This is a genomic window from Bacillus sp. NPDC094077 (assembly GCF_050279465.1).
Classification (GTDB): Bacteria; Bacillota; Bacilli; order Bacillales; family Bacillaceae_G; genus Bacillus_A.
The window spans coordinates 100450-112482 of the sequence record NZ_JBNNUF010000003.1 but is presented as its reverse complement, the minus strand read 5'-3'; the positions used below and the strand labels follow the sequence as shown (position 1 = coordinate 112482).

Below are 12033 nucleotides of genomic sequence, written 5' to 3'. Positions count from 1 at the left end.
TGAGTTGTTTGTCTTTTCTATACTTCTACTTAATTATATCAACCTTTTGAAAAATTCGTCTGCACCTCTTGAATTGGCCAATATCGTAAATCAACTTTACCGACAACTGTATCAGCCTTCACAAAACCAAAGTGCCTACTATCCCAGCTACCGAGGCGGTTATCGCCTATTACAAAAATATAACCAGGTGGTACAAACTTTTCTTTCGTTAACTCTTCTAATGTAAAATCACCTGTTAGTTGCCTTCCATTTGTCTCTTTCTTATACTTTTCTAGATAAGGCTCATCAATAAATTGACCGTTTATATACAACTTATCATGCTTATATTCAATATGGTCTCCAGGTAAACCGATAATTCGCTTTACATAGTCCTCTTTTTTATTCGCATGAAACACAACAACATCAAATCTGTTCAAGTCCCCTACTTGATAACTCACCTTATTTACAACGAGCATATTCCCATCTTGCAATGTCGGCATCATTGACTTCCCCTCTACAACGTACGTTGAAAAGAAAAACGTTCGAAAAAATACAGCTAATAGTACACCAATTAAAATTGTTCTTATCCACTCTAGGCCTTCTTTTTTCAAAGTTTTCTTCATCCGCTTCTCCCCTTACCCTTTAATAATGAAGCTTTCCTTTACAAAGAAGACTATTCTTAATGTAGTTCTAACTTTACTTCGATTTTCTTACCGACATACCATAGAATAAAAATAACAATACCAACAATAACTGATTTCACCGGCTTATGAATAAACGACATTAAATCATGACCGATATACGTTAAAATAAAAATCATCACAAGCTTTCCGAATGCTAATGCAAGTCCAAACTGTTTTACGCTAATACGAGATAAACCAGCTACAACGTTTATAAGCGCAGACGGTGTAAACGGAAAACAAAATATAACAAACACTGGCGCGAATCCTTTTCTTTCAATCCACCCCATTGCCTTGCGCACTTTCTCATGCTTATTTACAAAAGAAAAGAAACGGCTTCGTCCAAAATGGCGGATAATGAAAAAGACAAGCATAGCACCGATTACCGATCCAAGCCACGAATAAAGAAAGCCCAGCCAAAAACCAAATGCAACAGCATTCGCTAGTACAAACACAATAAGTGGTAATGCTGGAATAAGCGCCTCTATCATCGGCAAGCCTATGCCAAGAAGCGGTCCGAACGCCTTATAACTTTCAACAATATGATCCATATTTTCTGGTGAAAAATACTCTTTGATTGCCTGAAAATCCATTCTACACTTTACCCCTTTACTCTAATTACTACCTCTACTTTATCATTGCTTATAGGAAAGAGGAAATGGTAGATACGACATATGGAGACGTAATTATTAAGTTTCCATATCTTTCATTAGAATTCCTTCATTATTTAGCTATGATAATCTATCAATATTCGACAGGATGTGTTGTACGTTCGACTATTTGAGGAACAATATTTTTTGTGGTTTTATTGGTAATCTCTTCTGTAATCTTATTTTATATCGACTTACCGATAAAAACTGACAAACAAAAAGAATGGGGTTTCCCCCATCCTCTCAAACTTCGCCTTCTTTCACAAAATACACTTTCTCATATGCTGGTCTTAATTTAGATTCTTCACTTTTATCAATCTCTTTAAAACAAGGATTTCCTTGTTTCTTCTTTCGATCTTCATACTCTGTTCGCAATTTCGCTGTACGATTTTGCTGATTTTCAAAACTAGTTTTTGATATTTCTAATTTCACAGCAAAGCCATTTATAAATCTAATAATAAGGTTTCCATCTTTTAATTCTTTATTACTTTCAATATAAAAATGCGACAACCACGCGCACTCTTTTCTAGAATAAGAATAGGTAGGGAAAAAATAAAGTTGATCTGTCGGACTAATCGCAATCGGTGCTTTATGTGTAATATGGGTTAACTCTTTCGTTCCTTCTTTTCTACCTAAGAAACTAGAACCATGCTTACGGCAACTTCTTTCTATAATATCTAGAGGCTTTTGAAATACAAAAAAAGAATCTTCCATTTCAACTACTCGCGTAACAATTTTCTTTTCACTTAGAATAACAGGAAGTAAGGCCATTGTATTTTTATTTACAACATAATTTTCGACATAGCGTTCCACTTTACTTTCCATACTCTATTATCTCCTTTTTATTTTTCATTTATATTAGCAGCTGCATATATAATTTTAGCACCTATGAAAAGGAAATGCTTTACACATTACGCTTTTTTACAATCTTTTATCATGAATCAAACATCCGTCAAATTATAAAAAATTAATATGAAGATAAATTAATAATAACCTGCACAAAAAGCATTTATACTATCTATAAATATTTATAATTGCTTCCTCTTTTCACATCGTTAAAACAATTAACTTTGCTATAATTAAAATATAAATCCAATATATGGAGGTCCGTTATGGAAGAAAAAGAGATCCAACCAACCATTCACATGAAAAATAGTAGCATTGTGATCGTGAAAAATTCAGCTAGTATTATATTCGGTTTGTTTTTCATTCTCCTGTTCTTTGTGAAACCTTTTCGTAAATCGAAATGTCCAGAATGTAAGAAACGTGAGAAGAAAAAAGCGGGAAAAGAACAATAAAAAAAGGATGGCATCAGCCATCCTTTTTTCCATCATCAACTATAAAATTATAGTTTGATTACGTTTTTAGCTTGAGGTCCACGGTTACCTTCTTCGATTTCGAAGCTAACTTTTTGGCCTTCTTCTAGAGATTTGAAACCTTCAGTTTCGATTGCAGAGAAGTGTACGAATACGTCGTTTTCGCCTGGAACCTCGATGAAACCGAAGCCTTTTTCGTTGTTAAACCATTTTACTTGTCCTGTTACTGCCATGATTATTTCCTCCTAAGAAAATACAAATTTTTAATTTTTTAGTTTTCCTGTATAAAAAAAGAATCCACACATTATCAAATACGAAACATAAACTAGTTCTCACATACTTTTTCTCGTTCGTTTTCAGCACTTGATAATATATGGATTGCTTAATTTAACTATTCAACTGACACCATCATAGCACATTAAAATAAAATGTACAATCTTTTTCGAAAATAGAATTTCTAATTTTTAGTATTTCATATAAAATATAATCATCTCTATTCCAAATAAGGAGGGATTCATGACCACCAACATTTCTAGAAAAACATGAAGAAGAATTGAAGAGGATATTGAAAATAATAATCTTGGAAAAGCAAGAGAAAGATTACATGGTCTCATCTCTACATACCCAAATGAATTATATCTTCGAAAACAACTCGGAGACATTTATTATAAATTACAATATCCAGAAATGGCTGATCGTTACTAGTATCTAGAGGAGCATAAAACAGATATTATGCATGAATCATGTTTATTATTTGAAAAATCAATGGGAAATAATCCTTATCATATCGCACGCGCTTTAAAGTTTAAAGGCGATTCTAGCCATATAAAGAGATTGTATAAAGAACAGCCTTTATCTCCTGTACAAAAAAGTAACAGAGGAATTAGTTTATGAGTATAAGGAAACATGGCAAGATAAGTTAGTCCCTCTTAGCTGTCTAGTATTCCTTGCTTTCCTTCTTTTTTCTGCCATTGTTGGTCTATTCACTATTTGGGATTGGATTTTTTAATCATAGGGGGAATTTTCACATGTCAAACTACGAACAAGAAGAGATACTAACAGGGGGAAACGTCTCAAACGTATATCGTTCTGCAAATACTGTTCGGCGAGAATTAAAGCCAGACAGTGCAAAAATTCATAGTCTATTACATCATCTAGAAAACAAAGGGTTCCATCATGCGCCAAAGTTTTTGGGAATAGATGAAAAAGGTAGAGAAATTTTATCATTTATAGAAGGAGACGCTGGCAATTATCCTTTAAAAGAATACATGTGGTCTAATGATGTGTTAAAAGAAATAGCAAAGATGCTCCGCCTGTACCATGATGCTGTAAGTGACTTTCCGTTATTAGATGATTGGAGACCGATGGATCATACCCCAAATAACATTGAGGTTTTATGCCACAATGATTTTGCCATATATAACATTATTTTTAATGATGAGAAGCCCGTAGGCATTATTGATTTTGATGTTGCTGCTCCTGGTCCAAGACTTTGGGATATAGCCTATACGCTATATACTTGCGTCCCTTTAAGTAGAGTTTATTATACAGAATCGGGAGAAGCGGTTCATTATGACTCGTCACAACATGCCAACCGTATTAAACAAAGGGTGAAGTTGTTTGCTCAGTCCTACGGTAAAAGCATGGACGAAGATTATTTAGAAATGGTGTTACTACGGTTAGAAGGTTTATGTACATATATGAAACGAAAAGCACAAGAAGGCGACGTAAATTTCCAAAGAATGATAGATGAAGGACATCTAGATCATTATGAAAAAGATATGAAGTTTATTCGTGTGCATGGAGCAGAGTGGATTTAATAACATAAAAAGAGAATGACGATATTGTCATTTTTGTCGGTCAGTTGATATCCTTCGTCGAATCGCCGATATATTTTAAGTTACGATAGATATATCGAAAAAATCGTTGCTATCATTTCATTTACTCTCGCATCGTTCACAAAATAGCAAGGGGCACCTAGTCAAAAAGGTGCCCCTTCCTTTTATTTCGTAAACTGAGCTTCTTCCGTAGATCCTTTTAATGCTGTCGTTGATGAAGTACCGCCTGTAATGACTTGTGCTACTTCATCAAAGTAACCTGTTCCTACTTCGCGTTGATGACGAGTTGCAGAGTAACCATGTTTTTCTGCTGCGAATTCTGCTTGTTGTAGTTCAGAGTATGCAGCCATGCCGCGCTCTTTATAGCCACGCGCTAATTCAAACATGCCGTAGTTTAACGAGTGGAATCCAGCGAGTGTTACGAACTGGAACTTGTAACCGTAAGATGCGATTTCTTTTTGGAAGCTCGCAATTGTTTCTTCATCTAGTTTTTGTTTCCAGTTAAATGAAGGTGAACAGTTATATGCAAGTAGCTTCCCTGGATGCTCTTTATGAATTGCGTCCGCAAATCGCTTTGCATCTTCTAAGTTTGGTTCAGATGTTTCACACCAAACGAGGTCTGCATACGGTGCATACGCTAAACCACGCGCAATTGCTTGATCAAGTCCTGCTTTCGTACGGTAAAATCCTTCTGGTGTTCTTTCACCTGTAATAAACGCTTTATCGACTGGATCGATATCGCTCGTAATTAAATCTGCTGCATCTGCATCTGTTCTTGCAACGATAATTGTCGGCACTCCCATTACGTCCGCAGCAAGACGTGCAGAAATTAAATTGCGCACCGCTGTTTGCGTTGGCAGTAATACTTTTCCGCCTAGATGGCCACATTTTTTCTCTGAAGATAATTGATCTTCAAAGTGTACACCTGATGCGCCCGCTTCAATCATACCTTTCATAAGTTCAAATACGTTTAATTGTCCACCAAATCCAGCTTCTGCATCTGCTACAATCGGTACGAAATAATCTGTATCACCACTTCCTTCCATGTGCTGAATTTGATCTGCACGTTGAAGCGTTTGGTTAATTCGTTTTACTACAGCTGGTACGCTGTTCGCTGGATATAAGCTTTGGTCTGGATACATATGCCCAGAAAGATTCGCATCGGCCGCTACTTGCCAACCGCTTAAGTAAATTGCTTTTAGCCCCGCTTTTACTTGTTGCATCGCTTGGTTTCCTGTTAATGCGCCAAGTGCATTAATATAATCTTCCGTATGAAGCGACTTCCAAAGCTTCTCAGCACCGCGGCGTGCTAACGTATGTTCAATATCAATCGAGCCGCGCAAACGAATCACATCTTCTGCTGAATATGGACGTGTTATCCCTTTCCATCGCGTATCTAATTCCCAGCTCTCTTGTAATTTATCAATTCTTTCGTTTGTCATATGTTCCATCCCCTTTTCGTTTTTATAAAATTTCATAACCTGGTAATGTTAAAAACGGTACGAACTCATCATTCCGAACGAGATTTGTAAACAATGTTGTCGCCTCTTGGAATCTCCCTTTCTTAAAGGCTTCCTTACCAATCTCGCTTTCTATTTTTGCTAATTCTTCTTCTTTCCATTCTTCCATTAATTCAAATGTAATATTGCGGCCATCATGTAGCTTTCCGCCTTCATGACGAATCCATTGCCATACTTGCGCTCTCGAGATTTCCGCTGTTGCCGCATCTTCCATTAAGTTATAAATTGGAGCCGCTCCCCGTCCACTTAACCAAGATGCAATATATTGAATACCTACGCTAATATTCATGCGAAGGCCTTCTTCTGTAATCGTTCCCACTGGTACTTCTAATAAATCTTTTTCTGTGACACGTATTTCTTCACGTTTTCTAAAAATTTGATTTGGCGTTTTCATAATGTGATTAAATACTTCCATCGCGACCGGTACAAGTCCCGGATGGGCAACCCAAGTCCCATCATGGCCATCTAAAGCTTCGCGCTCCTTATCAGCACGCACCTTTTCGAAAGCTGCTTCATTCGCTTCTGGATTATTTTTAATCGGAATTTGTGCTGCCATCCCTCCGATTGCTGGTGCATTACGGCGATGACACGTTTGAATTACTTTTAAAGAATACGCGCGCATAAACGGCGCCGTCATCGTGACCTGTGCTCTATCTGGAAGTAAAAATTCATTATGATTACGGAAGCTCTTTAAAAAACTGAAAATATAATCCCATCTCCCGCAGTTTAAGCCCGCAGAGTGATCTTTTAGCTCATACAAAATTTCATCCATTTCAAACGAAGCGTGAATCGTTTCCAGTAACACCGTTGCTTTAATTGTTCCGTTTGGAATACCGATGTATTTTTGAGCAAATACGAATACGTCATTCCATAATCTCGCTTCCAAATGACTCTCCATTTTCGGTAAGTAAAAGTATGGTCCACTTCCTTTTTCTAAAAGTGCCCTCGCATTATGGAAAAAGTACAGACCAAAATCCACTAAGCTGCCGGACATATTCTTTCCGTCAACTTGCATATATTTTTCTTCTAAATGCCATCCTCTTGGACGCACAATGAGTACAGCTGTTTTATCATTTAATTTATATTCTTTTCCTTTATCATTTTTATATGAGATCGTTTCCTTTACTGCATCTCGTAAGTTTATTTGACCTTCAACCGCATTTTCCCAAGTTGGTGAATTGGAATCTTCAAAATCCGCCATAAAAAGATGCGCTCCTGAATTTAAAGCGTTAATAACCATCTTTCTATCTACCGGCCCAGTAATCTCTACGCGGCGATCCTCTAAATCTTTCGGAAGCTTGGCGATTGTCCAATCCGCTTCACGTATGTGTTTTGTTTCTTCTAAAAACTTCGGAAACTTTCCTGCATCAATTCGTTTTTGTTTCTCCACACGTTTTTGTAAAAGTTCTATGCGGCGCTCATTGAAATTTTCATGTAGTTCCTTTAAAAAACTAAGCGCCTCAGGTGTCAATATTTCGTTGTACGCTGGTAATATTTCTCCGACGAGTGTAACCCGTGAAGTTTGCGTCGACATATTAGCATCCCCTTCTTAAACTGTTTTATAACAGATTTGATTTTATGTTTTATATTATATAACAAATCTTCAGAAAAGGAAGTTTTTTTTGAAAATTCATTTCTTTTTTTAAAACACCGTTCTTTCGCGCTTTATTTCATACAAAAAAAGGACACTGTTATACAACAATGACCTTTTCGTATGATTTTCTAAAATTAAGATTGTAATAGTAAATGAAATTATATGAACACAACTTTATATTTCAGAGGTAGCACTTCCCTTCACTGATAGTTCCTTTTCTCTCCCCTTACGAAAAGTTAGTGCCATCCCTACAAAGATAAGGACAATCCCTACAATTTGCATACTAGTCGGTCTAAATCCGGTAAAGACTGTATCTAACAAAATTGCAACAGCAGGATCTAAAAACACTAATACAGAAATAAGTCTCGTCGATAAATCTCTTAAACTGTCAAAAAATAAGTAATATACAAACCCAGTATGTATAAGCCCTGTCGCTGTTATCATCATCCAGTTCGTCTGTGTTAACCCTTGAAACTGTCCGAAATCTACAAATGGTAACAATAAAAATATACCTAAAAACGTTTGTACAAATGTCATTGCATATGCACTTGTATGCTTGATTCCTTTTCCTAGTAAAGTGGTAAAAGCATAAAATAACGCTGCAAGAAGTGCCCATACCATTCCAGATGACATGAGTTTCTCGAGCGACACACTTCCATCTACTCCCGCTACTAAAACTGTGCCGATGAAACAAATGACAATCGACATAACCGCAAATGCTGTTAACCTCTCTTTAAATACGATACTCCCAATCATTAATACGATAATTGGAGCGAGGTGATAGACAGAAATCGCTATTGTAATTGACATAACTTCAAACGCTTTAAATAGAAATACCCAGTTAAAAACGAGAAATACGCCGCACGCTAATATTTGCATGATTTCTTTTTTATTCCATTTCTCACTTTTATATTGTCCTGTCGCTAACCAACATAACGTTAAAAATATAGTCGCACAAATACAACGAACAAATACTAATTCAAAAGACGGTAAGCCCGTTTGGACAGAAAAAAATCCAATCGATCCGAAAATAGACATCGACAGGATCATTTTGATAGCTGGCATTGATTTTTTATTAAACACCCGTTCTCTCCTCCTACAATTACTCTCTTGCACACTGAAAATTCTAAAAATATTACATATCATTATATATTACAATTCGAAAAATGTAAAAATTTAGAATACAATGAGTGACATCCACACGAAACTTTCATAAAAAAATCATCCCTTTTTCTTGTAAGGGATGATTTTTTTATTTATCGAGAGGAATTTCTCTATATACAGACTTACATACACTACTATTTTTGAAGAGTAAATTGGGAAACGATCTGTTTTAATCCTCCTGCTACGCTGTGCAGATGTTCAATTGAAACCGAGATCTCTTGAACAGATTTTTCTTGCTGTTGAATAGACTCTTTTACCCTATCAGTTCGGTCAGATGATCTTTGAGAAATTTGAGCCATGTCTTCTGCAGAAGCAGAAATCTCCTCACTACTCGCTGCAATTTCATCTGTAGACATAGATACCGTTTGAATTTGCTCAGATACTTGCTGCACTTTTTCTGTAATTTTTCCAAATACTTTTTCTGTATGCATTACTACTTGTGTACCTGCCTGTACTTCATTATCTACTTTCCCCATCATATCTACCGTATGATTCGTTGTTCCCATAACTTGAGTAATCAGCTTCTCAATTTGTTTTGCAGAATCACTAGATTGTTCTGCTAATTTTCGTACTTCATCTGCCACAATTGCAAATCCTCTACCACTTTCCCCAGCACGTGCAGCCTCAATTGCGGCGTTTAATGCTAATAAGTTAATCTGAGAGGTAATACCTTGCATAACATCAATGATTTTAACAATTTCTTCTGATTGTTCTTTCATAGTCTCTACTTGTTTAACACCGCTATGTACTGAGTTTTGGATTGTGTCCATCTGTTGAATCATTTGTTTCATTAACTTATTGCCACTCTCTGCATCTAATGCTGATTGAGCAGACAATTCATTTACAGAGGATGATGTATCCACTATGCTCTGCATTCCTTGGGTCAACTCTTCCATCGCACCCGCAGTTTGTTCCATTGCTTGCATTTGGCTCTCTGCACCATTTGCAACTTCTTCAATATCTATAGTGATTTTCTTTGCCGCACTGCTAGATACTTCTGATGCAGATACTACTCCGTCTGCATGTTGGAATACAAGCTGAATATTATTCTCTAATTCTTGCATATTTGTTCTTAGCCCTGCAATCATCTCGTTAAAATCACTTACTAATACACCTAATTCATCCTTAGCATTATAATCACCATGTACAGTTAAATCCCCTTCTTTTGCTCTTTCCATCATACGACTAACCGTTTGTAAAGGAGCAACTATAAGCTTGCTAATAATATAACTTACTATACATATAATGATTGTAGTAACTACTACAAGAATGATAAAAGTAATAACGGACCGATCTATCATTTTTTGAGAATCTTTAAATACTTGGTCAGCTAAATTTGAAACATACGATTCCAGATCTACTGCATAACCAGCTAACTCTACTCCTTTCGGTTTTAAGTCCTTTTGAAATTCGTTTAGCATTTGAGATTCATTTGTTACCTTCGTTTTGTCAAACAACTTCTTATATGTCTCCATATAACTTGGCAAAGATTTCTTCATCTTCTGAAACAGCTCATCCTCTTGCTTACTTAAATCGATGCCATCATCATATTCTTTTAATAAAGAATCATATTTTTTAAGATCCTTCTCAATGTGGCCAATAATTTCTTCTTTATTTGTCCCCTCATTTTGTGACGTTGTAATTAATTCTAGCAAGTTATATTCTAAAGAATTTTGTGTACGAAGCATTCCTTCTAATAAAATTGCAGAATATTGATAATCATCTACTACAGCCTCTGTATCGTGCTTAATCTTATTAATAGAATTAATTGCTATACAACTCATAATTACCATGCCCAAAACTGCTAATGAGATAAGCGAGAATAATTTATATTTCACTTTTAAATTTTGTAAAAAATACATATTTCCACCTTTATTCCTTTATATATAGATTTTTAGAATTTTATAGCTTATTATTTACAAAATCACAATAAAAAGCAATGATAAATATTCCCAATATCAAACTTATATTTCTAAAAACAAAAAGTAGCATAATCGCTACTTCTTGTTTTTTTGTTTTTCATATTGTTCAAACGTATGAATTCTTTCGAAAATTGGTGGATGTGTGTATAAGAAAAATTTCACTAACGCAGGCGGATTGACTTGGCTTAAACTTGTTTTTGATAAATATTGAAATGTTTTCACGCCTGATTTCCCATCTTTCGTCATATCTAAAGCGTATTGATCTGCCGCTCGTTCTTCTATACGTGAAACATAGTTTGTTGCTGGTTGTGATGCAAAAGATAATACAGAGGAAATTAAGAAAAATAAAGGTAAAATTGAGAAACATGCCGTTTTTGAAATTTGCAATGTATCTCCCCATTTTCGAATACACATATTTAAAATACGACTAATCAAATACATACCTATAAACGATAACAAAACATAACTTGCAACGCCCCAATATATATGCTTCATTACGTAATGCCCCATTTCATGAGCCATTATAAATAAAATCTCTTTATCCTTTAATTGCTGAAGTGTTGTATCCCACATTACAATGCGAAGATTTTTTCCAATTCCTGTTACGTATGCATTTAGAGCGTTCGTTTTTTCCGACATATTTACTTCATATACGTGTTCAGATGGAATATCAGCTTTATCTGCCATCGTTAAAATTTTCGTTTCTAATTCTTTATTTTTCAGCGTTGAGAAATCGTTGTAAAGTGGATCAATCATAACAGGTTGCACAAACGTTAAGAAAATCGTAAACGGAACAGAGAGTGCCCATCCCGCTAGCCACCATCTCTTCGGGAATTTACGGATGAGCCATAATAAAACCGTAACAATGAGTAACATAGTCGCATAGTTCACCCAAAAATCGATGACATGATCTTTAATCCAGCTTTGTGTGCTTTGTGTTGAAATACCGTAATCAACAGATACTTTACGCCCGATCCATTGCACTGGTAATGATAGTGCTGTTGTAAGTAACGATAAATAAAAGAAATAAATCGCGACTTGCAGGACACTTATTTTAGTCGTTTCCTTCGACCATTTCTCAAATCGTCTTGAAATACCGAGCACGAGTACAAACAGTAAAATAATCCATTCAAGAGGCGTCGCTAAAAAATACAGTAAATTTTTTACGCGCGAATAATCTTGGCTTAGCGTAAGCTCTCTCGCATTCATAAAAGTTTCTGGATCTGCACTCGTTCCTTTATACATATCCGGAATGAGTTCATGATGCCATCCAAATAAATACCAATATATAAATAACGCAAATCCAACGTACAAAAAAAGCGACCACCCAATAACTTTCTTCACGCTATTCCCTCCTCTATGCTGCCTGT

11 protein-coding genes and 2 pseudogenes are annotated in these 12033 nt (G+C 35.7%); 3 read left to right on the top strand and 10 right to left on the bottom strand.

Annotated features, from left to right (window positions below; genetic code table 11):
• Nucleotides 1-38: 38 nt before the first annotated feature.
• The 3 genes from lepB to ACQKNR_RS09230 all read right to left on the bottom strand — a co-directional run bounded on the left by lepB (nt 39) and on the right by ACQKNR_RS09230 (nt 2134).
• Entirely contained in the window at nt 39-602 is a 564-nt protein-coding gene (lepB, locus tag ACQKNR_RS09240; protein ID WP_427317223.1) for a signal peptidase I, read from the bottom strand.
• Nucleotides 603-658: 56 nt separating this feature from the next.
• On the bottom strand, nt 659-1252 hold the full coding sequence (locus ACQKNR_RS09235; RefSeq protein ID WP_427317221.1) for a TVP38/TMEM64 family protein: 594 nt from the start codon (nt 1250-1252) through the stop codon (nt 659-661).
• Nucleotides 1253-1552: 300 nt separating this feature from the next.
• Nucleotides 1553-2134, bottom strand: a complete 582-nt coding sequence (locus ACQKNR_RS09230) for a competence protein ComK (protein WP_427317220.1) — start codon at nt 2132-2134, stop codon at nt 1553-1555.
• 287 nt (nt 2135-2421) lie between these two features.
• Here ACQKNR_RS09230 and ACQKNR_RS09225 point away from each other — a divergent pair, with 287 nt between their 5' ends.
• Nucleotides 2422-2607, top strand: a complete 186-nt coding sequence (locus ACQKNR_RS09225) for a hypothetical protein (RefSeq protein WP_427317218.1) — start codon at nt 2422-2424, stop codon at nt 2605-2607.
• Nucleotides 2608-2654: 47 nt separating this feature from the next.
• Here the strand turns inward: ACQKNR_RS09225 and cspA are convergent, their stop codons facing one another.
• Nucleotides 2655-2858, bottom strand: a complete 204-nt coding sequence (cspA, locus tag ACQKNR_RS09220) for an RNA chaperone/antiterminator CspA (protein WP_000301522.1) — start codon at nt 2856-2858, stop codon at nt 2655-2657.
• A gap of 319 nt (nt 2859-3177) precedes the next feature.
• Between cspA and ACQKNR_RS09215 the strand changes: the two are divergent.
• Both ACQKNR_RS09215 and ACQKNR_RS09210 read left to right on the top strand, forming a co-directional pair.
• Nucleotides 3178-3634: pseudogene (locus tag ACQKNR_RS09215) on the top strand (DUF6584 family protein).
• A gap of 19 nt (nt 3635-3653) precedes the next feature.
• Complete coding sequence (locus ACQKNR_RS09210; protein ID WP_427317216.1) at nt 3654-4445, top strand: phosphotransferase; 792 nt, start codon at nt 3654-3656, stop codon at nt 4443-4445.
• Nucleotides 4446-4627: 182 nt separating this feature from the next.
• Here ACQKNR_RS09210 and aceA read toward each other — a convergent pair whose 3' ends face one another.
• The 6 genes and pseudogenes from aceA to ACQKNR_RS09180 all read right to left on the bottom strand — a co-directional run bounded on the left by aceA (nt 4628) and on the right by ACQKNR_RS09180 (nt 12007).
• Nucleotides 4628-5905 (bottom strand): isocitrate lyase, encoded by a 1278-nt coding sequence (gene aceA / locus ACQKNR_RS09205; RefSeq protein WP_427317214.1) that lies wholly within the window; start codon nt 5903-5905, stop codon nt 4628-4630.
• A 22-nt stretch (nt 5906-5927) separates the two neighbouring features.
• Nucleotides 5928-7517, bottom strand: a complete 1590-nt coding sequence (gene aceB / locus ACQKNR_RS09200) for a malate synthase A (protein WP_427317212.1) — start codon at nt 7515-7517, stop codon at nt 5928-5930.
• Nucleotides 7518-7751: 234 nt separating this feature from the next.
• Complete coding sequence (locus ACQKNR_RS09195) at nt 7752-8660, bottom strand: DMT family transporter (RefSeq protein ID WP_427317210.1); 909 nt, start codon at nt 8658-8660, stop codon at nt 7752-7754.
• Nucleotides 8661-8875: 215 nt separating this feature from the next.
• On the bottom strand, nt 8876-9667 hold the full coding sequence (locus ACQKNR_RS09190; protein ID WP_427317990.1) for a methyl-accepting chemotaxis protein: 792 nt from the start codon (nt 9665-9667) through the stop codon (nt 8876-8878).
• Between the two features lie 156 nt (nt 9668-9823).
• Nucleotides 9824-10603 (bottom strand): annotated as a pseudogene (locus ACQKNR_RS09185) (MCP four helix bundle domain-containing protein); the annotation flags it as partial.
• 135 nt (nt 10604-10738) lie between these two features.
• Nucleotides 10739-12007, bottom strand: a complete 1269-nt coding sequence (locus ACQKNR_RS09180) for a M48 family metallopeptidase (protein ID WP_427317209.1) — start codon at nt 12005-12007, stop codon at nt 10739-10741.
• Between the last annotated feature and the right edge of the window lie 26 nt (nt 12008-12033).

Excerpts from the sequence above, each read along its gene's own strand:
- lepB (WP_427317223.1), bottom strand. The coding sequence starts at position 602 with ATGAAGAAAACTTTGAAAAAAGAAGGCCTAGAGTGGATAAGAACAATT.
- ACQKNR_RS09235 (WP_427317221.1), bottom strand. The coding sequence starts at position 1,252 with ATGGATTTTCAGGCAATCAAAGAGTATTTTTCACCAGAAAATATGGAT.
- ACQKNR_RS09230 (WP_427317220.1), bottom strand. The coding sequence starts at position 2,134 with ATGGAAAGTAAAGTGGAACGCTATGTCGAAAATTATGTTGTAAATAAA.
- ACQKNR_RS09225 (WP_427317218.1), top strand. The coding sequence starts at position 2,422 with ATGGAAGAAAAAGAGATCCAACCAACCATTCACATGAAAAATAGTAGC.
- cspA (WP_000301522.1), bottom strand. The coding sequence starts at position 2,858 with ATGGCAGTAACAGGACAAGTAAAATGGTTTAACAACGAAAAAGGCTTC.
- ACQKNR_RS09210 (WP_427317216.1), top strand. The coding sequence starts at position 3,654 with ATGTCAAACTACGAACAAGAAGAGATACTAACAGGGGGAAACGTCTCA.
- aceA (WP_427317214.1), bottom strand. The coding sequence starts at position 5,905 with ATGACAAACGAAAGAATTGATAAATTACAAGAGAGCTGGGAATTAGAT.
- aceB (WP_427317212.1), bottom strand. The coding sequence starts at position 7,517 with ATGTCGACGCAAACTTCACGGGTTACACTCGTCGGAGAAATATTACCA.
- ACQKNR_RS09190 (WP_427317990.1), bottom strand. The coding sequence starts at position 9,667 with ATGCAAGCAATGGAACAAACTGCGGGTGCGATGGAAGAGTTGACCCAA.